Origin of the sequence: Paenibacillus terrigena DSM 21567 (assembly GCF_000374845.1) — a bacterium.
Taxonomy (GTDB): domain Bacteria; phylum Bacillota; class Bacilli; order Paenibacillales; family Paenibacillaceae; genus Paenibacillus_K; species Paenibacillus_K terrigena.
Window position 1 is genome coordinate 45,225 of record NZ_KB895412.1, and the last position, 26,438, is coordinate 71,662.

24 protein-coding genes and 1 pseudogene are annotated in these 26,438 nt (G+C 45.8%); 19 read left to right on the forward strand and 6 right to left on the reverse strand.

The features are described from left to right. Positions 1 to 18 precede the first annotated feature (18 nt). From C558_RS0100255 to C558_RS0100300, 10 genes are all read left to right on the forward strand, one after another. On the forward strand, positions 19 to 1,095 hold the full coding sequence (locus C558_RS0100255; RefSeq protein ID WP_018754191.1) for a MerR family transcriptional regulator: 1,077 nt from the start codon (positions 19 to 21) through the stop codon (positions 1,093 to 1,095). 69 nt (positions 1,096 to 1,164) lie between these two features. Beyond that, positions 1,165 to 1,938: a class I SAM-dependent methyltransferase gene (locus tag C558_RS0100260; protein WP_018754192.1), complete on the forward strand. Its 774-nt coding sequence runs from the start codon at positions 1,165 to 1,167 to the stop codon at positions 1,936 to 1,938. Positions 1,939 to 2,125: 187 nt separating this feature from the next. Continuing rightward, positions 2,126 to 2,983 (forward strand): YitT family protein, encoded by an 858-nt coding sequence (locus C558_RS0100265; protein WP_018754193.1) that lies wholly within the window; start codon positions 2,126 to 2,128, stop codon positions 2,981 to 2,983. A 148-nt stretch (positions 2,984 to 3,131) separates the two neighbouring features. After that, positions 3,132 to 3,821, forward strand: coding sequence for a hypothetical protein (locus tag C558_RS0100270; protein WP_018754194.1), 690 nt, complete (start codon positions 3,132 to 3,134; stop codon positions 3,819 to 3,821). 309 nt (positions 3,822 to 4,130) lie between these two features. Beyond that, entirely contained in the window at positions 4,131 to 5,588 is a 1,458-nt protein-coding gene (locus C558_RS0100275) for a peptidoglycan DD-metalloendopeptidase family protein (RefSeq protein ID WP_018754195.1), read from the forward strand. A 188-nt stretch (positions 5,589 to 5,776) separates the two neighbouring features. Further along, entirely contained in the window at positions 5,777 to 6,502 is a 726-nt protein-coding gene (gene yycF / locus C558_RS0100280; protein ID WP_018754196.1) for a response regulator YycF, read from the forward strand. Positions 6,503 to 6,506: 4 nt separating this feature from the next. Continuing rightward, positions 6,507 to 8,345, forward strand: coding sequence for a cell wall metabolism sensor histidine kinase WalK (walK, locus tag C558_RS0100285; protein ID WP_018754197.1), 1,839 nt, complete (start codon positions 6,507 to 6,509; stop codon positions 8,343 to 8,345). Then, positions 8,342 to 9,625 carry a YycH family regulatory protein gene (locus tag C558_RS0100290; protein WP_018754198.1) on the forward strand — a complete coding sequence of 428 codons (1,284 nt, stop codon included), beginning with the start codon at positions 8,342 to 8,344 and terminating at the stop codon, positions 9,623 to 9,625. Before walK ends, C558_RS0100290 begins: the two co-directional genes overlap by 4 nt. 39 nt (positions 9,626 to 9,664) lie before the next feature. Continuing rightward, complete coding sequence (gene yycI, locus C558_RS0100295) at positions 9,665 to 10,426, forward strand: two-component system regulatory protein YycI (protein ID WP_018754199.1); 762 nt, start codon at positions 9,665 to 9,667, stop codon at positions 10,424 to 10,426. 6 nt (positions 10,427 to 10,432) lie between these two features. Further along, positions 10,433 to 11,239 carry an MBL fold metallo-hydrolase gene (locus tag C558_RS0100300; RefSeq protein WP_018754200.1) on the forward strand — a complete coding sequence of 269 codons (807 nt, stop codon included), beginning with the start codon at positions 10,433 to 10,435 and terminating at the stop codon, positions 11,237 to 11,239. On the opposite strand, the gene C558_RS0100305 is transcribed toward C558_RS0100300, so the two are convergent. Next, positions 11,208 to 11,414 carry a hypothetical protein gene (locus tag C558_RS0100305; protein WP_018754201.1) on the reverse strand — a complete coding sequence of 69 codons (207 nt, stop codon included), beginning with the start codon at positions 11,412 to 11,414 and terminating at the stop codon, positions 11,208 to 11,210. The two genes, C558_RS0100300 and C558_RS0100305, sit on opposite strands and share 32 nt — an antisense overlap. A gap of 173 nt (positions 11,415 to 11,587) precedes the next feature. On the opposite strand from C558_RS0100305, the gene C558_RS0100310 reads away from it, so the two are divergent. The 6 genes and pseudogenes from C558_RS0100310 to C558_RS33540 form a co-directional block, all read left to right on the forward strand. Then, entirely contained in the window at positions 11,588 to 12,823 is a 1,236-nt protein-coding gene (locus tag C558_RS0100310; RefSeq protein ID WP_026263649.1) for a S1C family serine protease, read from the forward strand. Between the two features lie 54 nt (positions 12,824 to 12,877). Further along, complete coding sequence (locus C558_RS32955) at positions 12,878 to 13,045, forward strand: CxxH/CxxC protein (RefSeq protein ID WP_018754203.1); 168 nt, start codon at positions 12,878 to 12,880, stop codon at positions 13,043 to 13,045. An 880-nt stretch (positions 13,046 to 13,925) separates the two neighbouring features. Beyond that, entirely contained in the window at positions 13,926 to 14,405 is a 480-nt protein-coding gene (rlmH, locus tag C558_RS0100320; RefSeq protein ID WP_018754204.1) for a 23S rRNA (pseudouridine(1915)-N(3))-methyltransferase RlmH, read from the forward strand. A gap of 80 nt (positions 14,406 to 14,485) precedes the next feature. After that, positions 14,486 to 15,916 (forward strand): P-loop ATPase, Sll1717 family, encoded by a 1,431-nt coding sequence (locus C558_RS0100325; protein ID WP_018754205.1) that lies wholly within the window; start codon positions 14,486 to 14,488, stop codon positions 15,914 to 15,916. Between the two features lie 23 nt (positions 15,917 to 15,939). Then, a complete protein-coding gene (locus C558_RS0100330; protein ID WP_018754206.1) occupies positions 15,940 to 16,569 on the forward strand; it encodes a DUF4145 domain-containing protein in 630 nt (209 codons plus the stop codon). Between the two features lie 327 nt (positions 16,570 to 16,896). Further along, positions 16,897 to 17,034 (forward strand): annotated as a pseudogene (locus tag C558_RS33540) (IS3 family transposase); the annotation flags it as partial. A 96-nt stretch (positions 17,035 to 17,130) separates the two neighbouring features. On the opposite strand, the gene C558_RS0100335 reads toward C558_RS33540, so the two are convergent. Next, the gene (locus C558_RS0100335; RefSeq protein ID WP_018754207.1) at positions 17,131 to 17,607 is read right to left on the reverse strand and encodes a GyrI-like domain-containing protein; all 477 of its coding nucleotides are present in this window, start codon (positions 17,605 to 17,607) and stop codon (positions 17,131 to 17,133) included. A 25-nt stretch (positions 17,608 to 17,632) separates the two neighbouring features. Then, positions 17,633 to 18,112, reverse strand: coding sequence for a hypothetical protein (locus C558_RS0100340; protein WP_018754208.1), 480 nt, complete (start codon positions 18,110 to 18,112; stop codon positions 17,633 to 17,635). A gap of 106 nt (positions 18,113 to 18,218) precedes the next feature. Here C558_RS0100340 and C558_RS0100345 point away from each other — a divergent pair, with 106 nt between their 5' ends. Both C558_RS0100345 and C558_RS0100350 read left to right on the forward strand, forming a co-directional pair. Beyond that, a complete protein-coding gene (locus C558_RS0100345; protein WP_026263650.1) occupies positions 18,219 to 19,187 on the forward strand; it encodes a helix-turn-helix transcriptional regulator in 969 nt (322 codons plus the stop codon). A gap of 476 nt (positions 19,188 to 19,663) precedes the next feature. Continuing rightward, positions 19,664 to 21,403 carry an ABC-F family ATP-binding cassette domain-containing protein gene (locus C558_RS0100350; protein WP_018754210.1) on the forward strand — a complete coding sequence of 580 codons (1,740 nt, stop codon included), beginning with the start codon at positions 19,664 to 19,666 and terminating at the stop codon, positions 21,401 to 21,403. Between the two features lie 177 nt (positions 21,404 to 21,580). On the opposite strand, the gene C558_RS0100355 is transcribed toward C558_RS0100350, so the two are convergent. Further along, positions 21,581 to 22,552: a hypothetical protein gene (locus C558_RS0100355; RefSeq protein WP_245583710.1), complete on the reverse strand. Its 972-nt coding sequence runs from the start codon at positions 22,550 to 22,552 to the stop codon at positions 21,581 to 21,583. 404 nt (positions 22,553 to 22,956) lie between these two features. On the opposite strand from C558_RS0100355, the gene C558_RS0100360 reads away from it, so the two are divergent. Then, positions 22,957 to 24,135 carry a pectin acetylesterase-family hydrolase gene (locus C558_RS0100360; RefSeq protein WP_040674189.1) on the forward strand — a complete coding sequence of 393 codons (1,179 nt, stop codon included), beginning with the start codon at positions 22,957 to 22,959 and terminating at the stop codon, positions 24,133 to 24,135. Between the two features lie 281 nt (positions 24,136 to 24,416). On the opposite strand, the gene C558_RS0100365 is transcribed toward C558_RS0100360, so the two are convergent. Both C558_RS0100365 and C558_RS0100370 read right to left on the reverse strand, forming a co-directional pair. Then, positions 24,417 to 24,806, reverse strand: coding sequence for a carboxymuconolactone decarboxylase family protein (locus C558_RS0100365; RefSeq protein WP_018754213.1), 390 nt, complete (start codon positions 24,804 to 24,806; stop codon positions 24,417 to 24,419). A gap of 2 nt (positions 24,807 to 24,808) precedes the next feature. Further along, positions 24,809 to 26,437, reverse strand: a complete 1,629-nt coding sequence (locus tag C558_RS0100370; RefSeq protein ID WP_018754214.1) for a thiamine pyrophosphate-binding protein — start codon at positions 26,435 to 26,437, stop codon at positions 24,809 to 24,811. Between the last annotated feature and the right edge of the window lies 1 nt (position 26,438).

The following is a 26,438-nucleotide window of genomic DNA, read 5'->3' on the forward strand; positions in this document are numbered from 1 at the left end:
GGGGAGGTGATCGGGACGGTGAAAATTACGGAGGTAGCGAGTCAATTGAATGTATCCGCACGGGCGATTCGGTTCTATGAGGAGAAAGGGCTAATTACGCCGGACAAAGAGCCGGGCAATCAATATCGCCTATTCACAGAGGAGCATATTGGACAGCTGAAGACGATTATTGCCCTTCGAGAAATCGGCGTGCCGGTAGAGCAAATTAAAGTGATGCTGGAGGGTCTGGATCAAGGAGATACGGCCCCTCTGCAGGATGAACTCGAACAGCATCGGAATCAGCTTTATCGCGAATTTCTGGAGTTGAAACAATTGATTGAGACGGCGGACCGCATGCTGGAGCGGGTACAGAAGGAGCACAAGGTGGATCAGACTTGGCTCTATAGGATGGCGGAAGGCTCGAAACGGCTGCGAGATTCCCGTAATGCATGGAAGGATCGGTGGGACTTCGACCAATTGGCGGCTGTTTATGATGAGGAAGTCGAACAAGGTTCGCCTGCACATCTTAGACCTTTCGCGAAGGAGATTGGCGGGAAGTATGCGATACTATTGGATCGGATGGTCGAATGGATCGCGCCCCGCGGAGGGGAACAAGGGCTGGATATTGGCATTGGAACGGGGAATTTGGCCGAGCGATTTCTAGCGCAAGGCGCTATGATGTCGGGCCTGGATCAGTCGCAATCGATGCTGAACGAGAGTCGGCGCAAGCTTCCTAACCTTCCGACAAGACTTGGGAATTGGTTATCGATCCCCTATTTCGAGCGGACCTTCGATTTCGTCGTGAGCAGCTTTACGCTCCATCATCTGACTGAGGAACAGAAGCCACTCGCTCTAGAAGAGATGACACGCGTGTTGAAGCCACGGGGCCGAATCTGTCTCGTCGATGTCATGTTCGAGCATGAGGAGGCTCGAGAACGATATCGGGAGATAAAGGAAGCCGAGGGGGATCAAGACGTATTGCGATCACTTCATGAGCGGATGTACGCTGATAAATCGCAGCTCCTCGGTTGGCTGCGCGATCATGGCTATGTCACGATGCATCAAGCATATGCCGAGGTTCTGCATATGGTCTATGCGATTCGAGCTTCAGATTAGGACTTGAGCTTCTCCTTACGAGAACCTCTATGCTGTGCAAGAATGCATGAACATAGAGGAGGAATTCGAATGAATCAGAAGGAGAAACAGGGAATGAAGGAGACCGACGTGCAAGGAGCCGGCAGTCTTCGCAGTACGGAGGTATATGCGCTGCCTGTTGCAGAGCGGTATGATGCCTTAATTACGAAGGAAGATCGTGCGAAGAACATTGATTATTTCCTAGGGAATGTCTGCGCAGGTACAGGGAAAGACCTCGATGTGTTGGATCTAGGAGCAGGGACAGGCAGGCTCTCCTGTATTGTAGCCCCCCATGTCAGGTCGATTACAGCCTTGGATGCATCCGAGGGGATGTTGAAGCGGGCGGAGGCGAAGCTTGCGGGGACAGGACTTCAGCACGTTCGAGTTCAGGTTGCAGATCTGCGGGAATGGCTCCCGCTTGAAGACCAGTCGGTAGATCTCGTGATGGCTGGCTGGAGTATCTGCTACTTGGCAAGCGAGAGCAATCCACAACATGAACACCATTTAAGGCAGCTGATGCAGGAAATTCAGCGTGTGCTGAGACCGCAGGGGAAGGTGATGATTCTAGAGACGCTGGGGACAGGCCATGCGCAGCCAGAGGCGCCGGATTTTCTCGCGAATTATATGAGGGCTCTGGAAGAGGAGTATCATTTAACGAAGACGATTCTGGATACGAGCTTTGCGTTCGATTCGGTGCAGCAGGCGGCGCTGTTGTGCCGAGAGTTTTTCGGAGATGCGTTGGGTGATCTAATTGAGCGGGAGAATAGCCCGATTGTTCCGTCTTGGACGGGCATATGGTTCGGAGAACTATCATCTAAGGAATAAGAAGCATATAATTCGAGTGATACTATGGAAGAATGGCAAGAAATGAAATATTTGTTATAGGCATGCGTCCAGGAACATGGTACAGTGGAGTTCGTCCAATTGGACAGAATTTCAATCGATAAGAGCAGGGCGATGTGATCGCCGCTTCTTATGTATCATTTTCTAACAGATAGGAAGGATTTATAACATGGCACAACCAGAGGAACAGTCACCTCGAGAACGCTGGATGAAACTCGTACAGGATCTCTGCGTCACGATCATATGCGGGATACTCGTCGGGCTTGGTATTCAGTTATTCTTAACGCCTCATCAACTATTAAGCGGCGGTATTCCGGGGATCGCGATGATTATGCAGTATGCAGCGAATTGGAATGTATCCCTCGTCTATTTCGTCCTGAACGTACCCGTCATCGTGTGGGGCTGGATTTCGCTTGGACGTAGGTTCATTCTACTCAGCTTGTTATCCGTCGTCGTTACGACGATCACCTTGCAATACATACCTGCCTATCAGGTCACGTCAGACCCGATTATGGGAGCGATTGTTGGCGGAATTGTCATTGCGATTGGCGTAGGATATTCGCTGCGTGTCGGAGGATCGACGGGCGGGTTCGATATTATCGGATTCATCGTGACGCAAAAAAGAGATTTCCCGCTTGGTACCGTGTTGTCGGTACTGAACTCGGTGATCATCTTGTTTCTCGGGTTCTTGGTCAGCTGGGATGTTGCATTCTATTCATTACTCTCCTTGTTCATTAAAGGCAGATGCATTGATATGATTCATGTGCGGCATATGAAGGTAACAGCATTTATCATTACGCAGAAGAGTGACCTCATGGCGGAAGAACTAATTAAGTTCCCGCACGGAATTACGATGGTGAAGGCATATGGATGTTACAGCCATACAGAGAACTACATGCTGATGACCGTAACGACGCGCAGTGAGCTGCCGGTTCTGCGCAAGCGTGTGCTTGAGGTAGACCCGAGAGCATTCATTAATATCGTCCAGACGGCAGAAGTGGTAGGAAGATTCCGCCGCGTCATCTAACTATATATTAACGTCGTAACGCGCCTTCGGGCGCGTTTTTTATATGTCTACAGTGTGAAAAAAATGTGCGTTACAGCGAATGTTACCCTACGTTTCCGTTAATACTAAGAAGTATGTCTGTTTAGTAAGGAAATGGAGGAATGGCCTTATGGTACGACTGCTTATGAAACTATCCAAGTTATTAGGTCTCGTTATTCTTGTCAGTTCATTAACGCTGATTACAACCGGATTGATTGTCAATTCGTATATAGATAGCGTATTGAAGAAGTTCAACATTCAGCTCGAAGGCAAACCATTCGCGCTGTCTTCGTTGTGGGGCGGGAGCAAGCCGAGCAGCACGGGCGCCGGCTCCACTCCCGCGAAGGCAGACGACGCGGCGGGGGCGTCGTCTGCCAAGCCGCAAGATGGCGCCGTCCCCGCGTTCGGCGGGGTGACGGAGCCGCCAGCGGAACCTGGCGACGGCCATGACGATGCCACCGCTGGTGGGCGAGACGCCCCTGCAGGAGGCGAAGCGCCGGGCGCCACGGGCGCAACTGGCAGCAGCAGCTCTGGCACGGCGACGGCCGATCCTGCTCTGCCTCCCGCGGCCACACCGAAGGAAGACGTGATTATCCCTTCGGATGCCATTGCTAAGGCGAAGGATGGCTTATCAAAGGAAGAGAAGGAGAAGGTATTCACGACACTGATCTCGAAAATTCCAGCGAATGAGCTTCAGACGGTTCTGAATGCCGTGGAGGATGGACTCACTGGAAGTGAATTGACAGAGGTAGAACAGATCATTGCCAAATATGTGAGCACCGAAGAATATGACAAATTGATAGAATTATTGAAGCAATAGACACGAGGGACAATATGGATTCCATGGACTGGAAAATTGTCTAACGTACAAGATATGGTATGCGGTTTCAAAATAAGAATCAATCCATAGACAAATAAGAGAACACCTGTTTGTCTTTGTCTTTAAAACCATGCCAAAAGACGCTGATTTGACATATTCGACAAATTATGGAACGTGCCTCTATTCCTACTTGTGTAGTTGAATTTGGTAGGAAAGCTGTGGTAAAGTAGTTTCGTTGAGCAAAAAGGTTAAAATTTTGACACTTTTTGCAGACTTGAAATGAAACAATACCACGCAAAGGAGAATAGTATGTCAGATGTAAATGAAAAATCACGTTTTACGTTACCAGCATGGCTGAAGCGTCCTAAGAAACAATTGATCATCGCCGTCGGTAGCTTGTTCTTCGTAGGTGTGGCTGCTTTTGCAGGCAACCAGTATGTAACAGCGAACACGGTCGAATATTATAAAGTATATATGAATGGTAAGGAAGTAGGCTCCGTCAACAACAAAGCGCTTGTGAATCAATTGGTTGCGCTGAAGACGAAGGAAGCGAAGAAGGACTACCCGAATGTACATATGTCGCTTAATGCAGATCAGATTAGCTACAGTACAACGAAGGAATACAAACCGACGGTGGATAATAACGAAACGTTAGCCAAGCTAGGCAAGCTTCTCGTGCCAACAGCAACGGGGGTTGCGCTTGAGATTAATGGCAAAGTCGTCGGAACGGTGAAGGATCAGGATACTGCAGATGCCATTCTCGCGAAGGTGAAGAGTCAATATGAGCCTGCAGCTAAAGCGCCAGCCAAACAAGTGAGAACGCTCTCTGTGAGCGCATCGCCGGCGAACAACGTTAAAACACCGATGAAGCGTCTAGAGTCGATCGGTTTCAAAGAAGAAGTGGAGACGGTTCCCGTGAAGTCAGATCCGTCTAAGATTCTATCCGAGAAGGAAGCTTATCAGCTATTAACGAAGGGCGAAATTGCTCCGATTACCTACAAGGTTAAGGAAGGCGACACAATCTCAGGGATTGCGCATAAATATGGCGTAACGCAAGGGGTTATCTATAAGAACAATCCAACGGTAGATGAGTTCACGCTTAAAATTGGTCAAGAGATCGATCTAACGGTGACGAAGCCAGCGGTTACGGTTGCAACCGTCGAGAAAGTAACAGAGAATATTGTGATTGAGCCGCAGACGATTATCCAGAAGGATCCGAAGATGCGGGCAGGTGAGTCGAAGGTGATCCGTCAAGGGAAGCCAGGACTGAAGCAAATGTCGTATATGTTAACCAAGCATAACGGCGATCTGGTCATTGAACAATGGCTAGGACAGAAGGTTATTACGGCAGCCATTCCGGAAATTATTGTGCGCGGGACGAAGGTTGTTATTGGTGAAGGTTCAGGGAACTTCGCCTATCCTGTCTCGGGTGCGAGTTTATCAAGCCCATACGGTAAACGTTGGGGACGTATACACAAAGGGGTCGATTTGACCTCGTCGAACCATAATATTAAATCGGCAGATGACGGCGTCGTTACTTTTGCAGGTACGAAGAGCGGTTACGGGAATGTCATCATTATAGACCATAAGAACGGCTACCAGACGCTGTACGGACATCTGAGCAGCATTAAGGTGAAGAAGGGTGCAGTTGTGGAAAAAGGCCAGCTTATCGGTATTATGGGTAACACAGGACGTTCCACGGGTACGCATCTACATTTCGAAATTCATAAGAATGGTTCGTTACGGAATCCATTAAGTTATCTATAGTATTTGAGATTTTGTTGAGTATAGCACTTATATCGAATAATAAGGTTTGATCAGAGGAGAGCACCATGGAGCGGGTTACCGTTCACTGGTGTTTTTTTCTTTGTCTAGGACCTGCGAGTTGTTAGGAAAGGCTCGTCTCTATGTGTTAGAATAGAAGAATCATTGTATAGTTAGGGGCGGTTTATCCTATGATCGGAAAAATTCTTGTAGTCGATGATGAGCAGCCGATTGCCGATATATTGAAATTCAACTTGGAGAAAGAAGGCTACCAGGTCATTTGTGCGTTTGACGGGGGCGCGGCGGTGGAGCTTGCGTTGCAGGAACAGCCGGATTTGATCCTTCTTGATCTTATGTTGCCAGTAAAAGACGGCATGGATGTATGCCGCGAAGTGCGGCAGCATCTGCAGACACCGATTATTATGTTAACGGCGAAAGATACGGAGATCGATAAGGTGCTTGGTCTTGAGCTGGGGGCGGACGATTATGTGACGAAGCCGTTCAGTACACGGGAACTGCTCGCACGCGTAAAGGCGCATCTACGCCGTCAGACGAAGGTCGTACAGACTTCGGCGGTCGATTCTGCGGTCGAAGAGCGGCAGGGTGTTGCTTATTTCAATCTGTTCATTGATACGGATATGTACGTCGTCTATAAGAACGGCGAGCCGGTAGATTTGACGCATCGGGAATTTGAGCTTCTGCACTACATGATCCGCAGCAGCGGGAAAGTGATGACTCGGGAGCATCTCTTGCAAGCCGTATGGGGCTTCGAATACTTCGGCGATGTGCGGACGGTCGATGTGACGATTCGCCGCTTGCGCGAGAAGATTGAGGATGATCCAAGCAAACCGGAATTTATTACGACGCGTCGCGGTCTTGGTTATATGATGCGCAGCCCAAAAACAGGAGGACTGTAATTTCATGAAATGGGTACGTTTTTTTCGCACGATCCAAGCGAAGTTAATCATTATCTATGTGCTGCTCATCTTGATTGCGATGCAGCTCATTGGTGTGTATTTCGTGAGCGTGATGAAAAATTCGTTAACGAGTAGTTTTACGCGGGATTTGAATAGTAAAGGCGAGATGCTCTCCATCTATGCCGTGCGATATTTGACACCGAAGGTGGACGAACAGACGTCAGATTCCTTGAATATTGAAGGGTTGAATGACCTCGTACGAGACCTCATTAATATTAACGACGGGGAAATCCAGGTGCTGGATGCGTCGGGGAAAGTACTGACGACCTCGCTGCAAGCGCATCAGGCCTATATTGGCCGTAAAAATACTCAGACGGTTGTTAGCCGCGCCTTACAAGGCATTCGAGACAATGAAGATGAGATGATCGATGAGAACCGCGTGCGGAAGAAGATTGTATCCAAGCCGGTTATGAATGGCACGAAGGTCGTAGGTGCGATTTATATCGTCGCTTCAATGAAGGAGCTCTACGATACGATCGAACGCATTAATAATATATTTGTCTCCGGGACATTGATCGCGCTTGGACTGACGGCTCTGCTCGGGGTCATACTGGCCCATACGATTACAAGCCCGATTAAAGAGATTACGAAGCATGCGACCGATGTCGCCGAAGGGAATTTCGAGCTGCGATCACCCGTCATGGGGAATGATGAGATCGGCCAGCTCAGTGAGGCGTTCAACTATATGACGCAGCGGCTTCACCATGCGTTATCCCTGCATGAGGAAGAGAAGGAGAAGCTGCAGTCGGTCCTCACCAATATGAGTGACGGCGTGCTTGCGACCGATGAACAGGGACATATCATTGTCATGAATCGTCGTGCGAAGGAGATGCTCCGGGTTGAGGAGCGGGGCGCGACAGACCAAGATATCACGGAGCTGCTCGGGATTTCGATGCAGCATATTAACACGATGGAGCAAGAGGCTAGACCTTCAATGCTGATGAATCTGGGCATCGACCATGAGCAAGAGCAGGAGCTAATCTTGCGTGTCATGTTCTCCACGATTCATCGCCGTGGCGAAGGGGTAACGGGGACCATCGTTGTCCTTCAAGACGTCACCGAGCAAGAAAAGCTGGAGCAATCACGGCGCGAGTTCGTCGCGAATGTATCGCATGAGCTGCGTACGCCACTCACGACGATTAAGAGCTACGTCGAAGCGCTCGATGATGGTGCACTTGAGGAGCCGCAGCTCGCAGGGAGATTCGTTGGTGTCATCCGGAATGAGACGGAGCGGATGATAAGGCTCGTTACGGACCTGCTGCATCTATCACGATTAGACTCGAAGCAGGCGATTCTGCGGAAGAAGCCGACGAATATGGTGGAGATGCTGGAGGAAGTGGCTGACCGGTTCTCCTTCCAGATGAAGCAACGGCGAATTAAGCCCTCGATATTCATTGCGAATGGCGTTGATCAGGTTGTACTGGATCGGGATCAGATCGATCAGGTACTGGATAACTTGATGTCCAATGCAATCAAATACACGCCAGACGGCGGTGTCATTGAGCTGGAGGCGCATAAAGCAGGTAACGAACGCATTGCAATCTCGATCAAGGATACGGGGATGGGGATTCCGAAGAAGGACTTGGACCGCATCTTCGACCGTTTCTACCGCGTCGACAAGGCGAGGTCACGGAGTATGGGCGGTACGGGGTTAGGGCTGTCCATTGCCCGGGAAATTGTGAAGGCACATGGCGGAACGATTAGTCTTGAATCGGAGCTGGGCGTTGGCACCAAGGTGACGTTCACGATTTCCACACTGGATGAAGGAAGTGAGGCATCATGATGGAGAAATCCAAGACCCTTATCCTGACTTTCTTGGTCGTGCTTAGCTTGGTACAGAGCTACTTCCTATCCTACAGCATGCCGAATTTCGAGCCCATTCAGAAGTCCGAGAGCAGTTATGTGAAGACGGAAGAGATGGGGCCGGAAGAGAAGATCGAGAATCTGGTCTTCCCGGAGCAGATGGTACTGCATTTGGGCGGGGGCAAGCATACGGTATTCTCACCGGATTATATTTTTTACAAAGAAATCTTCAAACGTCTGCAAGGACGGAAATTCGATGGGTTCCAACGGACTTCCACGCACTTGCTTGACCTATCCCGTATTCGAAACGAAGATCCAGGGATCGAGCTGGTATACGGACAAGGTGTTCCTGTGACCTTGCTGCGCAAGGTGATGCAAATTCAAGGTGATCCTGAATTCGGGGATGAAATGATTAACCGCATCTGGATCTTCACCTCCGACGATAAGGAGACGGTACGCGCTCTGTTCTTCAGCAGCAAAAACCAGGTGGTCTATGAGGCAACGAAGGCCGATTTGACGGTGCAGGACGTGAAGCAGCACGTGGAATTCGGGCAAGCGTGGGACAGCTATCGCTTGTTGTATGATCAGTATTATCTGCCGGATAAGCCGCTGAATATGGTCCAGATTGAAGTGCCGTATGAGGTGTTCACGGCGGAGCAGATGCAGCATAATCTCTTCTTCGATCCGAGCACGACACGCAATATTAAGGAGAAGGATGGATCGGAGATTTATACAGATAGTAAGCGGAGCTTGCAGGTACGTCCCGAACATCAATGGGTGACGTACTCGGACCCGGTTGCTCGGGTAGAGGGTGCGAATGACGTCAGCGAGAACGTACTCTCGGCCGTGCAGTTCGTGAATCAGCATGGGGGCTGGAACGGCACGCATCGGCTTTCGATTTCGCCCGTTCAGGTGGATGGTACGGAAGTGGTCTTCCAGCAGTATTATGGCGGCTATCCGATTGTGACGGATTCGATGTTCCGCTTCGGTAACATTCGTCTGAGCGTGCAGCAGGGGGTTGTCACGAGCTATCAACGATCGCTCATTTACTTGGATGATCGTGCGTCACTGAAGCAGCTGCGGACGCTGCCAGGTGGCGATGAGCTCGCGATGATGTTCAAACGTTATCTCGATACTACGAATAATAAAGTGCAGTGGGTTTTCCCAGCGTATCGCCCTTTCCTAACGGATAAAGTCATTCGGTTAATTCCGACGTGGGCGGTTCGTCTGGAAGATGGCTCGATGGATTATTTGAAATAATAGCAGGTTGTATCATTTTCGCCGAAAAGGAGGGTGTCCATGGATTGGAGTCGTGCGAAGAGTGTCTTGATTCTTGCTTTTCTGATTCTCAATATTATTCTGGGGTACCAGTTATGGCTTGATGTAAGGGAGCAGCTCAGCTCCAATCTGGACTGGACCTCGCTGCCAGAAGATACGAAGAAACAAATGGAGATGAAGCTCATTCAAGTGCAGGGCAAGATCCCATCTGAGACACCGGCGCTCATCGAGCGGACGTTCCAGTTCGTCGATGAGGAGCAGAATACGAATCGGGTGGATCTGCCGGCACCGGTGTCGAGTCAGTTGATCTTCAATGAGAAGGAATTGCGAAAAGCGTTGAAGGATGAGGTTCCAACGATTGAGAGGTATGTCTTTGATCCACCTACGAGTCCGCCTACGAGCCCGGACGGTGTATTTCGACTGCAGTATATGCTCGATAACAAGTGGCCGATGTTCGAAGTGAGCCTAGAGCTATTCTACGCGAATCAGAACATCGTGGCGTATCGGGAGAATAAGGTGGTTGAGCTCGAATCGAAGGAAAAAGCCGATAAGGAGCAGAAGGTGCTGCCGGCGACGAATGCACTGGGGATCTTGATTGAGAAGTTCCTGCCGACGGGCTCGGTTGTGAAGGAGATTAAGCTTGGGTACCATGGGCAGGTCTATAATGAGACGCTCGTGACGGCGCCGGCATGGCGGATCGTACTTGAGAGCGGGGATATATACTTCGTGAATGCGATTAGCGCGGAAGTCTATCATCCTAAGGGAGAGCAGCAAAAGGAGTAGTGAAACATGGGGATGCAGTTTACCGTGTTGTCGAGTGGTTCCACCGGCAATGCGACAGTGATACAGAATGAGACTGCGACGGTGCTCGTTGATGTTGGTCTGAGTATGAAACGAATGAACGAATTGTTCGAGGAACAAGGTGTTCAGCCTGCGAATATTGATGCGGTCATGATTACGCACGAGCATTCGGATCATATTAAAGGGCTTGGCGCACTGGCGCGTAAATATGATTTGCCGATCTATGCAAATGAGGCGACATGGGAAGCGTTAGAGAAGCATATTGGTAATATTGCAGAGGAAAAGAAGGTCGTGATGCAGACGGGGGAAGCGCTGGATTTCGGGACGCTGCGCGTAGAATCGTACGGCATTTCGCATGATGCAGCCGAGCCTGTCGGGTACTGTTTCTATGATGGGGAAGAGAAGCTGAGTCTAGCGACAGACCTTGGCTACATGAGCGATAAGGTGAAGGCGGCAATCTCGGACTCGGATGTCCTTGTGCTGGAGTCCAATCATGATGTGGAGATGCTGCGTATGGGCCGGTACCCTTGGAATATTAAGCGGCGTATCTTGAGCGATGTTGGGCATTTATCCAATGAAGCGTCGGGCGAGGCACTGAGTCAGTTGATGACGGCGAAGCTGAAGCGAACGTATCTGGCACATTTAAGCCGAGAGCATAACTTGATGGATCTCGCCAAAATGACGGTACGGGATGTGATGGAGGATCATGGGCACTTTTTCAAGGAAAAAGAGTTCGAATTGAGAGATACGTACTATGATCGTCCTACGCCATGGGATAAGGTGGGAAAACCATAAGCTGATCGAGCTCATTGGCTTTGGCGGCGATTTCTTCACGGGTGAATAGACCTTTGTCCACGAGTAATTCGATGAGTGTGCAGAGGGCAAGCGTGTTGCGGTAGTGCTCCTCCTTGAGGTCTGCGAGCTTCGCAACGAGGTTCACATGATCCAAAGTTCGATTGGCCATTGTCATTGTAATTCGTCTCCTTTCAGGGGTTGGTTTATGTTATGATAGGGAAGAATAATAGAGAAGTAGATTTGTCGTCTTCTCTATAATCTAGCTTTTATCGTCTAGTATTATTGTAGGCAGTTAGGGGTCAAAACATTCCTACGATTTTTGCGAGATTGAGAGAGGGGATGACCCGAGTGAGCTTTTTCGATGATGATTTCTATTCACCGAAGGTTTCTAGGCCTATCAAAAAGTTAATTGCTCGTAGAGCTACACGTAAATTGGGTCCCAGAAGGCGTTGGTCAACGCTTCAAATATCGGTTGTGAGTTCAGTATGTAGTGCAGCTGTAGGGATTGTGTTATTCAGCTGGATTACAGGTGCTGGCGGCCATATCGAAGGGACAGCACGTGCAGGCTCGGGCATGGAGACGAAGAATCAGGGCGCGTTGTCGGGAGATCCGTTCGAACGAATTATTGATGTGTCTGATCAAGTGAGCCCGTCTGTTGTTAGCGTCGTAAACCGTCAGAAGAAAGATGATAAGACGGTGGATGCGGGGCTGGGTTCGGGGATTATTTTTAGAAAAGAAGAGGGCCGGGCACTCATTCTCACGAATGCGCATGTTATAGAAGGTGCGAATGCCGTGCAGGTGGTTCTTAACAATAATGCAAGGAAAATATCGGCTACGGTCGTCGGGAAGGATCATACGACGGATATCGCGGTCTTGTCGGTGGAAGATGATAACCTGCCGGAAGCTGCTGTAATTGGGGATTCCACGAAGCTGCGGCGCGGCGAGATGGTGCTCGCGATCGGCAATGCGCTTGGACTTGGTGATTCGCTATCATACGGGATCATCAGTAAGACACTCCAGGTCGTTCCTGTATCGCTGAATGGCGATGGTACGTACGATTGGGAGGCCGAGGTCATTCAGACCGATGCGGCGATCAATGAAGGCAATAGCGGCGGCGCGCTGGTGAATTTGCAAGGGCAAGTGATCGGAGTGAACTCGATGAAGATCGCCGATGTCGGCGTCGAAGGCATTGGCTTCGCGATTCCGATCAATCAGGCGATGAAGATTGCCAATGAGATTATCCAAGAAGGCCGCGTCATTCGCGCCTACATGGGTGTCTATACGATTGATCTGAACAATGAATATGCGCCGATTACGGAGGAGCAGCGGAAGAGTCTGAAGCTGCCGTCGTCCGTGAAGGATGGCGTGATCGTCATGGAGGCGAGCGGTCCTTCGGAGAAGGCGGGACTCGAGCTGAATGATGTCATCGTGAAGCTGGATAACCAGGAGATCGACTCGACGCTTGCGCTTCGCAAGTATCTGTATCAGCACAAGAAAGTCGGCGATACGATGCTGGTCTCGTATTATCGTGAAGGCAAAGGAATGACCACAGAAGTGAAGTTAACCGATCGGCCTCAGGAGTAGACAGGGGTCGAATCGGATACGCTAATAGCAGCTAAGAGAAAGAGGGACATGTGCATGTATGTCGTATGTAAAGATCACGTTGAATTAGCCATCGATCGATTTGTCGATGAATTCGAGGATGCACCGGATGTGGTGGATCTGAACGAGGTGGATTTCCCGCAGTGGAAGCCGCCGGTCAAATGCATGGAATGCGAGCATGAAGCGAAATTCTTAATTGTGTAGGTGAAGGGCCCGAGAGATCGGGTTCTTTTTTTTGTGCGTTGAGGGCTGTGGATATGTTGGCGAAAAGGCGTTTGGACAGAAATTTATAGATATCCACAGGGTTTTAGGGTGGTTTTTAGGAGGAGATTGTGGATAATGTCCTCGATTTGGTGTGGAGATCATGGCTCCCCAGGGACTTGGATGCCTGAGAGGGCGCAGAATGCGTTGTAAGGCTGATTTGAGGGAAGAGGGCATTTGGCAGTAGGTTCACGCACATGAAGGCTGATAGAGGGCAATTAAGTCGGGTTTACGTTAACAAAGCTTGTTTAAAGTATCATCCTAATGGCATTATTCGTTACTCTTCGTTTTAACGATCTTCTCAATTGCTATAACCTCCTTGTATCCCTGTGATTTAGCCGCATTCCGTTTAAATCGATTTTATATCGTATAGTACGCCTGTCGAGCACTAAAATCGTTCTGAGAGTACGCCGTAATTAGGCATTTTTTTTGGCAATTTCGTGAGGGAGAGGAGGTCAAATGTACTGAATTATTATATTACATACAACTAACATAAAAATGAAAGTATATGTTATATCATTTTTGACCATTTGTAATTATCATCCAAACGATGTCATGAATCATTTCATCCCCTTCCTCTTTTTGCGGTTTTTCACCCTATTTTGACGATTTTTTTGGTTTTTCGCCCCGATTTTGCATCCAAATTTTGCGACGGTTTACTTTTGTAAGATATTAGGTGTCGTTCTTTTTGTCACCACTATTGCATAATTAGTATTACTGTGACGAACCACTATCCTCAAGGTTCATTGAAATCCCTTTGCTTATGGTATAATGATGCGATTATAAGGGTCGAATCAGACAACGTAGAAGGAGCGAATTTCTTTTGAATATACAGATCGTGTGCGTAGGTAAGTTGAAGGAGAAGTACCTGGTACAAGGCATTGCGGAATATAGTAAGCGCTTGGCACCATATGTGAAGCTAACCGTGCATGAGGTGCCTGACGAGAAGGCGCCGGAGAACATGAGCGACGCAGAAATGCGCCAAGTTCAGGAGAAGGAAGGCGACAAGATTTTGTCGCATATTAAGCCGGACACCCATGTCGTGGCGCTCGCCATTGGCGGTCAGTTATGGTCGAGCGAGGACCTCGCTGCACATATGGACAAGCTCAGTACCTATGGTACGAGCACGATCGCCTATGTGATCGGCGGCTCGAATGGCCTCTCCGAGGCGGTGCTGTCGCGTGCGCAGTCGAAGCTCTCTTTCGGCCGCATGACGCTGCCACATCAATTGATGCGACTGGTGCTGGTGGAGCAGATCTATCGGGCGGTGAAGATTAATCGGGGGGAACCGTACCATAAATAGGACGAAAACATAAAAAATATGGTAAAATATTGTTGAAATTGTTATATGTTGTGTTGTGAAAAAATGGGGGGGGAAGGAATATGTCATTTTTCAGTATAGATTGGGGAAAAGATGAAGCTAATGGAGATGAAAAGCTAAAGGAATATTTTTATCCAATTCCGGGGTATGAGGGGATAATTACAGGGGATAAAAGATATGTAATTGGAAGGAAAGGTACTGGAAAGACTGCTATTTGCGAAAGACTCAGAATAGAAAGTAGTTCAAATTCACACTGGTATACTACAAATTTATCGCTTCGTGGATTTCCATTGGGGTCATTTCGGACTTTAAGGAATCGTTCCTTTAAAGATAAATCGCAATACGTTCCGATTTGGAAATTTCTAATGCTCACGGAAATGGCAAGATTAGTTTTAAGTGATCCAATACAAAACTACGCATTGGAGAATGAAGGATTAAAGAAATTTATTTTTTCTAATTTTCCTTTTGGCACTTTTTCTGAAACGTTGCAAACTTTAGAAGATCAAAATGGTAACGTAATTATAGAAAGTTCATTAATAAACCCGACGTTACAAGGTGAAACAACAATTCGTTTTGAAAAAGTTATACCATGGTTACAAGATCAATTAAAGAAAATTCATAGCGATTCAAAATATTTTATCCTGATGGATGAACTTGACGAAGGATACTCAGCAGGGGATAGCAGTTTAAGATTAATTTTGTTGGCATTATTAAGGTCAACAGAAGAATTATCTTTACTGCTTCAAAAAGGGGATGTATCTGCCAACTATAGATTCCTAGTAGTGTTAAGGTCAGATATTTATGGAAACCTAGAAGATAATGATTTAAACAAACTAGATGATGCATTAATAAAGCTTAGGTGGAATTCAAGTCCTACAGCCTCCTATTCATTAAGGTCAATAGTAAATGCTCGTATTAAAGCTTCTTTAGGAAGCAAAGTGAATGACGCTTGGAAGCAAGTTGTAATAGATAGTGATCCAGAATTGCCGACTTCTGTTGCAACGGTTTGGAAATATATTTCTAATAGAACATTTGAGAGACCACGGGATTTATTAAAGTTTCTTAAATATTGTAGTTCAATACAAAATGCCAACCCTCAATTATTATTTAAGGTAGTTAGGGAGGCAGAAAATGAATATTCCGATTGGTTTTATAATGAACTAAGGGATGAAATTCAGGCTCATTTGAGTATATGGTCAGAATCTTTATCGTGTCTTACCAAAGTTGGGAAAGGTATAATGAGTGTTGATGATTTAAAGAAGGAATTAAGTAGAGATAGGGATGTATATGAATGGATGAAGAATAACAATAAATCAGAGGATTTTATTTTAGAAAAATTATTTGACTTTGGTGTTATAGGTACGCTTGTTCGCAATACTACTTGGGCATTTAAATATAAAGACCATACTTTAAAGTGGAACTCAAATGGGAAAATTATCGTTCATTTTGGATTACATAAAAAGTTGCGACTGCGTCAGGGGAGAAATTCATAGAATAATAAGGTGGTAATAGAAGTATGAGAGATTACTTAAGTCCGACATTTCGAAGCGGAGCCTTCAGTTGTCCACACTGTGGGGTTTATTCACAACAAACATGGGGGACTCTAGCTTGGCAAAATGAACTTGGTGATGAAATATATGATTGGGAAGCCTCTCTATGTCAGCACTGTAAAAAGTTTTCATTATGGATAAAAGAGCAATTGTTTTTTCCGGTTAATGGTCTTGTTCCGCCGCCTCATCCAGACATGCCTGAAGATATTAAAGAAGATTATAATGAAGCATCAAAAATTGTCCAAATTTCCCCGCGTGGTGCTGCAGCTCTCTTAAGACTATGTGTTGAAAAACTTTGTAAGTCTTTGGGGAAAGATAAAATGGATATCAATGATGCGATTAAGGCTCTTGTTAATGAAGGTTTGCCAGAAATAGTCCAACAAGCTTTAGATAGTCTTAGGGTTATTGGAAATCAAGCAGTTCATGCTGGTAAAATAGATTTAAAAGATGATAAAGATACAGCGCAATCGTTATTTCACTTATTAAATTATGTTGTTGAGGATCGAATAACGAGAAATAATTTAGTGAATAAGTTATATTCGTCTTTGCCAGAAAGTATTAGAGATTCAATTAATAAAAGAAATGGAGTCGCATAGTTATCAAAGAATAAAGGGGCTGCTGAGGCAGCTCCTTTCCTATCATTATATTTATCAGTGAAATGTGAGACGAGTCGTATTGCAATGATTTGTATTATTGCTGATAATATATAGGGCGTTTTAGCAACATAAATTTTCGTTTTCAAGATGATACGGTGAGTCTTACCATAAATAAAGGAGATACAAATAATGTATACAGAAATAATTTAATTTAATTGTTTTTCGAAAAGAAAAAGAGTATGTCGAGAAAAGATGCTTCTCACATAAAAGATAACCTGCTATCACGTGGAAACGTAGCAAGCGTTAAAAGAGCGTGGGGTCACATAGAGTATGTCAGGCAAAGGAAACTGTTATGATAATGCCGTTATCGAAAGCTTCTTTGGTAATAATCACAGGCAGATTAAATCAAAACTAAAGGGCATGAGCCCGGTACAGTACCGGACTCACGCCCTCAATGTCACCTAACAATATAGTGTCTAACTTTTTTGGGTCACTTCATTTCAGAAGTGGCTTTGTTTTATATGGAGATGTATATTTTGGCAAGTTTTTTGTCGTGGACCTTTATTTTTTGACCACAGGCACCCAAAATTCACCGTAGAAAGTGCCGTCGCCGTTATCTTTGCGATACGTCGCATTTGGACCGCCAATGTAAGCATAGTCGGTGATTTTGGCTAAGACTTCGCCAAAAGCACGGTAAGTCAGCTGATCAAACAAAGTTTCCTTGTCGCCATTTCCTGCGACCACGATATAATCGCTCTCCGGAAACTCGATGATTCGCGTTGCGTCAGCCACTGATTTTCCAGCTTCTACAGCGAAATAATTCCACGGTTTGCCTTGATAAACCTCATTAACTGACCATTCGAGATCGTCCTTTGCGGCGTCTTTAAGCTTAGTGAACCGCCCGTCAGCCTTGAGTTTGCCCCAAAACTCGGCTTTTTCCTTTTGCATAGCCGGCATGTCTTGAAAATTCGACTGGATTGAAAAACCATAAGCGGTCAATGTGAATGATTTTTTGTGTTCAAGCGTGTAATTTGTCATGGGATTGCTCCTTTTATCTAAGAGATTAGCGGTCAATTTTTTTTGCGCGAAGCCACATTTCGCCGTAGAAGTCACCGTTTTCAGCTGATTTGACGAAAGTAGAGTTACCGGGCCCCACGTATTTGTAGTCCGTGATTTCTTGCAGTATGCTGCCGAAAACTTTGCCTGTGATTTCGTCAGCAAGGCGGTCTTGGTCCGTGCCTGTGCCAGACACGACGATGTAGTCTCCTGCGAGGAAATCGAGGACGACCGAGCCTTCCACGTCGAATTCGCCCATCACGCCGAACCCGCGCCAAGCCTTACCGTCGAGGACGTAGTTGATTTGATATTCTTGCCCGTCAGCGAGCGCGAGGAGTTCGGCAAGCTTGCCGTTCTCGGTGATTTCAGCTTTTCTCGCTGCAGTTTTTGCTGCATTACCTGTCCAGTCGTTGTAGTCTTCAAGCGTAACACCGAAAGCCGTCATTTTGTAGTTTTCTGATACCGTTTGGATTGAGTAGTTAGACATATAATTCTCTCCTCTGTGGGATTTATTTCTTACAAGACTGATTCTATTTCCTTAATGTATCAAAAAATGATACTTTTTATTTGTTACATTTTGATATAATAAAGTCATGAAAAAAACAGAACGAGTGAACCTGATTATGCGCTACATCAATAACCGCGCGCATTTTACGATTGCCGAGATTCAACGGGAATTCAAGATTTCCCGCGCGACGGCGATCCGCGACATTAACGAGATTCAGGCGTTGGGTTTTCCGCTGACGACTGAGCTTGGGCGCGGCGGCGGCTATTATGTCCTGCAGAATCAGTATCTGCCCTCCGTCCGCTTCACGCCAGAAGAGCTGAAGGCGATTTTTATCAGCTTTATCGCCTCGAAAAATTCGCAGTTGCCTTATTTGCATAATCGCCGCTCAATCACTGAAAAACTCATCGGCATCGCGTCGCAATCCCAGCAAGACGAGTTGATTGAGCTGAATAACATCTTGCTTTTTGAAAATACGAACCCTGCCAATCCGAATCTATTGGAGCTTGATGATGCGGCGCCCGCGGAGCTGAACCAGTTGATTTCGCTTGCTGTGAGGGATAAGCACTTACGCTTGACGTATGAGATGAGTCCCGGCTGGCCACAGTTGATGGATGTTTTTTTGCTACATATTTTTAACTCGAACGCGCAGTGGCTGGTCGAGGTGTACGATCTGGATACGGATGAGTTTCGTTATTTACCTGTTGATATGCTCCGTGATTCGGCAATTTCTGAGCGGGAGATGAAATGGTCCGAGCAAGAAATCCGTAGCAAAAAACGGAACCGTGCACGTGAGGCCAATCTTGTTGTGAAACTTGATGCGTCTGGGATTCAACGCTTTAAGCGTATGCACCCGCCCGGGATCATTTTGTCGCTTACCGGAATGTTTCAGTCGAGCGGGATTTTCAATGTTCAGCTAGATGTGATTGATGCTGAGGCGCTAGCGTACTATGCGGATTGGCTTTTGTTTTTGGGGAAAGGGGTCGAGTTTGAACGGATTCCCGAAGAGCTGCGCATCATTTTGGAGGAGCGTTTAGCCAATTTAAGATTTTCTTGAGGTAGTTTTTCACTTCAGGAGCGTCTCATGCCGCTTCAGACAGCGCGGGGAGCCTTATCATGCGTAGCGGCATTGTTTAGGTGATAGTTCAACAAAGAAAGATCAAAGAAAGGGCCATCCCACAAAGGCTCACCCGTCTGATGCTTCATATTTCCACACGTCCGGCTCGAATGTCACGTGATTGGACGGATCCAACTCCACGTGGGTGCTTCCGCGATCGTCGGTCAGCACGAGCAAGCGCGAACCAATGATGGGGACGCGTTCGGCGCTGGTGCGCATGTGTGCTAAGACGACACGTGTCCTGCCGTCGACGTTGTAGCTTACCTAGACCGTGAATATTGGGAGATTGAAGAGCCATACAAATGGATTGAAGTTGGTTGTAAACAGTGTTACTCTTACAACGGTAAACTCAAACTCTATGCTCTACGATACTTTCAATAATAGTCACAAATCTAGTAATAAAGAAAGGTAATACCATGATAAAAGTTGAAAACTTATCCTTCTCATTTCCACAAAAAGAACTATATACAAACATTTCATTTACGTTAGAAGAGGCACAGCATTGCGCTTTTATAGGAACAAGTGGCAGTGGTAAAAGTACACTGATCGATATACTGATGGATCCAGAAAGATATTTGTTCGAGGGCAAGTTAGAGATAGATCCAACCTGCACAATTGGGTATGTAAGTCAGTTCTCCCAACTAGACAGAACGAAAGAAACAACCGTTTTTGAATATATTGGAGAAAAATTTATTAAAATACAAAATGAAATACAATCTCTTTGTACTGAAATGGAAACATCATCGGATATTGAGCCGTTACTCGAAAAGTACCAATTAGCTTTAGATGCGTTTGATGCAATCGGCGGCGATAATTTTGAAAGCAACATTAATAAAAAACTAAATCTAGCAAACCTCATGAAGCTAAAAGATGTTAGGGTATCCGAACTGAGTGGTGGAGAATTCAAACTTATTCAAGTGATGAAGGAGATGCTTAGTAGTCCCGACTTGATGGTTATGGATGAGCCCGATGTATTTTTAGATTTTGAAAACCTAAATGCGCTTAAAAATCTTATTAATTCTCACAAAGGCATACTGCTAGTTGTTACCCACAACCGATATCTATTGAATCATTGTTTCAACAAAATTATTCACCTTGAAAACATGGAGATCCAAGAGTTTGATGGGCGATATATTGAGTATAATTTCTCATTACTTCAGACAAAAATTGAGTTGCAAGAAATCGCAGTCGCTGAACAAGAAGAAATTGAGAGATACGATAACATTATTGATAATCTAAGAGCTATCGCAACTATTAATTCAGAAGCATCTAGAGGGAGAGCGTTAAAAGCTAGAGTTAGATTTCAAGAGAGATTGGAAGCGCGTAGAATTAAAGCGCCATTTGTTGATATTAAGCAACCGAATATTAGTTTTGATATTGATCATGAGATTGAAGACACCATTGTTATAAATGTCAGTAATTATAGTGTTGCCTTTGATGAGCTGCTTTTAGACAATGTTAGCTTTGAGATAAAATCTACGGATAAAGTAGCCATTATCGGTCCAAACGGTACCGGAAAAACGACTTTACTCCGAGATATCTTTAACAATAATCAAGATTCCATTGAAATAAATGCGGATGCTAAAGTGACTTATCTATCTCAGCTTCAAGGCGAAGTGTTAAAGGATTCTAATACAATACTAGAAGAATTCATTGATGCTGGGTTTAGCACTTATGATGAGGTTAGATCGTATATATCTCACTATGGCTTTGAAGGAGAAATCGTTAATCAGAAGATAGCATCTTTATCTGGTGGAGAAAAAAATATACTCCAATTGGCTAAAGTTTCTGCTAGTAAGGCAAACGTATTGCTTCTTGACGAACCTACAAGCCATTTAGACACCTATACGCAAATCGCGCTGGAAAAAGCCATTGAAGATTATAAAGGTGCGATTCTCATGATATCTCATGATTTCTATTCTGTTGTAAATGGTATGGATTATGTATTAATTATTGAAGATAAGACGATTAGAAAAATGACTATGCGAAAATTTAAACAGATGATTTATGCTAGTCATTTTGATAAAGACTATTTAGAAGCGGAACAAAACAAAAAAGCAGTTGAAATGAAAATAGAATTGGCTTTAAAAGATACTGATTTTGAACTTGCAAAAGTATTAGTTGATGAGCTAGAAGAGCTGATTAAGTTGCTTTAAATTACGACCCTCTGATTGAAATGAAGACCCCACAGGAATTAGAAGAGAAGGCACCCGATCGGGTGCCTTCTCTTTCGCTCAATAGATGATTTGCTGATCCGTATCATAAATAGGGGTAAAGCGGAGAATCAATATTAGTGGGGCGGGGTCCCGAGCGAAGTGGATAGGGCCGCAGGATCAACCGTCTTGTGCTGCATATTTCCACACGTCCGGATCGAATGTCACGTTATTTGACGGATCCAACTCCACGTGGGTTCTTCCGCGATCGTCAGTCAGCACGAGCAAGCGCGAGCCGATAATGGGGACGCGCTCGGCGCTGGTGCGCATGTGCGCTAAGACGACACATGTCCTGCCGTCGACGTTGTAACTTACCTCGACCGTGAATATTGGGAGATTGAAGAGCCATACGTTAGTAAAGTTCACGGCGGTCAGCGTTCCGATGAATGACGATCCCTCCATGCGGAGGCGCTCGATGTCCGCTTGACGCCGTCGGGCGTGGGCGACCGAGCCTGGTAGCCGCAGGAGCAAGATCGCGGTCCAGAGGGCACAGCCAGCTCCGACGACTGCGCCGAGCTCTGGCGGAATCGTTGGCGACGTTGCTATCGCTTCGAGGTTGAAGGGTCGCGATGGATCGCTTGTCAGCGTCCAGAGCAGGAGGATTGCTGCGACGACGACGAGTCCTCCTGTGAAAGCTAGCCTCGCGAACAGGCCGCCGATCCTGGTCTGTCCGAACTGCTCGACCGCCCTGGAGTACACTCCGCTCGTCACACCGATGGAGACGAAGAGCAGTACCACAGCGACGCTCACCGTGACCGGATGACCGAGGAATATGCTGATCGCCGGTGTCGGCGCTAGGCCGAGCAGGGCGCCGAACGGCACGGAGCCTGTTAGTGCCCACGGTGCAGCGGATGCGAGCAACCACGGCAGCAGTGGAGCCACTCGTCCTATGCGATGTCCCGGCTGGAGCGCAGTCATCCGTCCGTTCCTGTCCGTGGTGGAGAACAATGGTAGCGTCACGATGTGCTCTTGCTGCCCGTGCTTCTGTTGCCCCTCTTCTGCATCCCTCATCAACAACATAGCCCTCCCGAAGAATATTCTCGTAAAAATCATCTTCTCATTATCTTCATATATAGCGATACACACCTTCACGCCTGAAAAATTTTCTATATTTTACCACAAGAATGTCGTCCACTGTAGATACTCTATGTAAAAATATTTCTTGACTAAATTGTAGTTATAGACAACGCGCAGAACCGTACTACAAGTAGCGGCAAATAAATGGGTTGTTTGCGAAGGGGGTTTTTGTGGATAGTGGAATAGAGTGTGTTTTAACCTCTTCGAACTTCTGGTTTAAGGGGTTTTGTTTTGAAAAGAGATGAATATTTCTCCATATAATTTCACCATGTGATATCATAAAAGTGATGAGAAATGGAAAAATCTGATCGACAGTGCGTTACAGACGGTAGTGAAAACCGTCTGTTTTTATTTGATTAACTTGTGGACTACTTTATTGTTGAAAGGACGGTCTTTGAGTGACAAAACACAAGAAAAAAATGAAAAGGATCAACAAGATTCTCCTGACCGCGATAGGTGGCATTATACTTATCTTGGGTTCATTGGCGGGTTATATTTATTTCTTCATGCTTGAAAAGCCTGCTGAACCGGATAAATGGGCTGCTGCGGAGCGCTATGTCTGGAATAAGATCAAGTTTGACCAGGATGCACAAGTCATTTCTGCCGACGGTTCGGAATACTATTTACTTGCCAATAAGGGAGCAGCTGATGAAAATAAATTGATCATTTATTTTTCTGGGGGCGGTGTGGCCTGGGATGCGGTGACTGCCGCGCATCCGATCAGTCTGGGTAATGTAATGATGAACGGTAAGATCAAATATTACTTTCCGAACATTCCATTCTTTAAGGTAAGTACGCTGGGTGGCCTGTTGAAAAATAATAACCCTGACAATCCGTTCAAGGGTTGGAATATTGTATATATCCCTTATTCTACTGGTGATCTGCATATCGGGAATGTATTCAAGGAATATACGGACGCCAAAGGCAAGCCGTTCACAATGCGTTACAACGGTCAAGCCAATACGCGCGCAGCATTGGAATGGATTACAAGTTATTTCGCTGCGCCGGAGAAGATCCTTGTCGCTGGAGAAAGTGCCGGGGGATTCGGGGCTGCCTTTTGGGCGCCTGAGATTGCGAAACGCTACCCAGATGCCCGCATTTATCAATATTCAGACAGCTCTTACTTAAACACCGACCGCTGGCCAGATATTATTGATAACGAATGGAATGCCAACTTTGCAGCAACCTTTGGATATGAAGTCCACGGCGATTTGATCTCGTCCGTATTCACGGCGAACCGCAAGCTGCTCCCGAACAACGCGGTACTTTTGCAGTCCAATACACTTTATGATGAACTGCTGTTCGACTTTGAAAAGGATCTGAATGGTGACGTTTCGGATGACGGCGAATATGTGCATCGCTGGTCGGCGCGTATGCTGGAATCTGCCCGAGAGCTAACTGAAGTATTGCCAGGCTACTATTATTACATCACGGATTACGGTCTTAACGAGAAGACGGGCAGGACACCCCATACACTCTCCCCAGTAAATCATTTCTACAATGCCCAACAGGACGGGGTGAAGCTGATGAAGTGGCTGGACGATGCCGTGAATAAGGATGAATATTACTCCGTGGGGCGGCATTTTGTAGCAAAATAACTGAATCATCGATAACTAGGCCGCCGTGTATTTCGACGGCCTTCGGTGTATGTGTATGAGGCTTGATTTAGCTATTAGATCGGGTATAAAGGGTTGGCGGTCATGCGCCGCGGTGGATTTTTCGCCGATAGACCCGTTAAGCTGTACCATATCACAAATAACGCATTTTTTTGGTATAAAAGGGTGATAACCCTTCGGGAATAAGGTTTTTCTGGAGTTTCAGCAAAGTGCTAGTACTCTACGTGAACAGCAATACCCTTCTCCACAAGGCAGACAAGTCATTAAATTTCTTTTATACCTCTTTGCTCAAATACATTCATTACTTGTACCATAGCGCTGCATGCTTTTGGAAAACCAACATAAGCGGCACAATGAATAACAAGTTCAACGATTTCTTTTGGACTCATCCCCACATTGAGCGCTGCATTAAGATGAAAACCCATTTGCTCAAAAGCACCCTGCGAAATTAATGCTGTCAGCGTAATTGTTTCTCTTTGCTTATAATCCAATGTTTCTCTGGAGTAGATTTCTCCAAAACCAAACGAAACTAGAAAATCTGCAAAATCGGGATAGAATTTTTCGAACAATTCTATCGCTTTCAAGCCTGGTGCTCCAACCATCTCATTCAGAACTTCAATTCCCTTGTTATAGTGATCTGAATCTCTACTCATATTTATCCCCTCTTCATTGTTGGTGGAATTTCGAATGGATCAATCATAGCCTCAATAACAACCGTTCTATTTGCAAGTTTAGCTTGTTCTATCGCATCTGCTAGCTCCTCAGCATCGAAACATTTGAAAGAAAGAGCCCCCATGGATTCTGCAAACTTTTGAACATCTAACATCGTGTTATAAACAGTTCCCACAGCTTTTCCTAAGTGCAAAGTCATTCCTGTATCAACCATATCGATTTTGCCATTATTGAAAACGACAAAAATGACATTAGCACCGTAGTTTACAGCAGTAGAAATCTCAGTTCCATGCATAAAGGTGCATCCGTCCCCGGTTAAGCAAACAATCTTAGCTTTGGGATTTGAAAGCTTGGCTCCAATAGAATACCCTATAGCATGGCCCATTGTACCGAACACATCATCAAAATAAAAAGAACCGGGTATCTTGACGTCATAATATTTTATTGCGTAAAAAGTATGGCTTCCATCATCGCCAAAAATGATCGTATCTTCATCTAAAGCAGCACTCATTACTTTAACAGCTTCAACTGCAGACATTGGAGTTTTACTTTCAGTAGAAGGTTCTTTGATTTTATAATCATCCATATTAAAGGGCATTTTAGTTATTTCTTTGTAATTAAGTTTATCAAATAGCGCATTTAGATTTGTTTTAATATCACCAACAATAGGTAATGTTTCTACCTCAATAGTTTTACCTATGAAAGTTTGGTCAAAATCGAATTGAATGACGTTTTTCGGAAAATTGGAAGGTTTTAGACCGGCAATGGACATATCGGAAAGCTTGGTTCCAATGACGATCATCAAATCTAAACCGCATTCAACGTATGTACTAGATTCCTCAGTCCCCCCAAGACCGTATGCCCCCAATGACAAATGGTGATTACTCTCAAATACGCCCTTACCTCCTGGCGTGGTCATGACTGGAATGTTGAAAATCTCGGCTAACATTTTCACTTCTCGATATGCCCTGCTCGAATGTACGCCTTTGCCTAGAAAAATAACTTTTTTACCAGGACGATTTATTAAATCCTTACACTTATCTAAGTTTGGAGCAACAGGATAAATAACCTCAGGTAAGTCAATTTCAAATTCAGCTATACTTTCAGCTAAAACGTCTGCGGCTATGGATAGATGAACAGGGCCTTTAACTCCTGAGTAGGCTTTTTCTATGGCATGCTGAAAATAAGACTTAAAAGTATCCGCTCTTTCCACTCTGGCGCTAAACTTTGTCACAGGTTCAAACATTTTAACAATATCCGTTCCAAACATCGTTGAGTCTTGACCTAATGCTTTACCTGAATCTTTGATAGAAGGATGTCCAGTAATAAATAGAACAGGAAGATGAGATGCTCTTGCTTGACCGGCAGATGTCAAAAGATTAGTACCACCTGGACCCGATGTACCAATAGCAACGGCCAATTTATTAGTCATTAATGCATAACCAGCAGCCTCGAATCCAGCCCCCGACTCATGCTTGGACAATACGAACTCAATACCGTTATTATATAAATCAAGAATGAGTGGAGTGACTGGTTTGCCTGGAATGCCAAATATGTGGTTGATCCCCCACTTTTTAAAGTGGATTGCTAATATCTCGGAAATTTTTTTCATT

Coding starts and splice junctions, on each gene's coding strand:
- C558_RS0100330 (WP_018754206.1), top strand. CDS start 15,940: ATGAGAGATTACTTAAGTCCGACATTTCGAAGCGGAGCCTTCAGTTGT.
- C558_RS0100325 (WP_018754205.1), top strand. CDS start 14,486: ATGTCATTTTTCAGTATAGATTGGGGAAAAGATGAAGCTAATGGAGAT.
- C558_RS0100350 (WP_018754210.1), top strand. CDS start 19,664: ATGATAAAAGTTGAAAACTTATCCTTCTCATTTCCACAAAAAGAACTA.
- C558_RS0100300 (WP_018754200.1), top strand. CDS start 10,433: ATGGGGATGCAGTTTACCGTGTTGTCGAGTGGTTCCACCGGCAATGCG.
- yycF (WP_018754196.1), top strand. CDS start 5,777: ATGATCGGAAAAATTCTTGTAGTCGATGATGAGCAGCCGATTGCCGAT.
- C558_RS0100340 (WP_018754208.1), bottom strand. CDS start 18,112: ATGTCTAACTACTCAATCCAAACGGTATCAGAAAACTACAAAATGACG.
- C558_RS0100260 (WP_018754192.1), top strand. CDS start 1,165: ATGAATCAGAAGGAGAAACAGGGAATGAAGGAGACCGACGTGCAAGGA.
- C558_RS0100370 (WP_018754214.1), bottom strand. CDS start 26,437: ATGAAAAAAATTTCCGAGATATTAGCAATCCACTTTAAAAAGTGGGGG.
- C558_RS0100360 (WP_040674189.1), top strand. CDS start 22,957: ATGAAAAGGATCAACAAGATTCTCCTGACCGCGATAGGTGGCATTATA.
- C558_RS0100345 (WP_026263650.1), top strand. CDS start 18,219: ATGAAAAAAACAGAACGAGTGAACCTGATTATGCGCTACATCAATAAC.
- C558_RS0100335 (WP_018754207.1), bottom strand. CDS start 17,607: ATGACAAATTACACGCTTGAACACAAAAAATCATTCACATTGACCGCT.
- C558_RS0100305 (WP_018754201.1), bottom strand. CDS start 11,414: ATGACAATGGCCAATCGAACTTTGGATCATGTGAACCTCGTTGCGAAG.
- C558_RS32955 (WP_018754203.1), top strand. CDS start 12,878: ATGTATGTCGTATGTAAAGATCACGTTGAATTAGCCATCGATCGATTT.
- C558_RS0100270 (WP_018754194.1), top strand. CDS start 3,132: ATGGTACGACTGCTTATGAAACTATCCAAGTTATTAGGTCTCGTTATT.
- walK (WP_018754197.1), top strand. CDS start 6,507: ATGAAATGGGTACGTTTTTTTCGCACGATCCAAGCGAAGTTAATCATT.
- yycI (WP_018754199.1), top strand. CDS start 9,665: ATGGATTGGAGTCGTGCGAAGAGTGTCTTGATTCTTGCTTTTCTGATT.
- C558_RS0100275 (WP_018754195.1), top strand. CDS start 4,131: ATGTCAGATGTAAATGAAAAATCACGTTTTACGTTACCAGCATGGCTG.
- C558_RS0100365 (WP_018754213.1), bottom strand. CDS start 24,806: ATGAGTAGAGATTCAGATCACTATAACAAGGGAATTGAAGTTCTGAAT.
- C558_RS0100265 (WP_018754193.1), top strand. CDS start 2,126: ATGGCACAACCAGAGGAACAGTCACCTCGAGAACGCTGGATGAAACTC.
- C558_RS0100290 (WP_018754198.1), top strand. CDS start 8,342: ATGATGGAGAAATCCAAGACCCTTATCCTGACTTTCTTGGTCGTGCTT.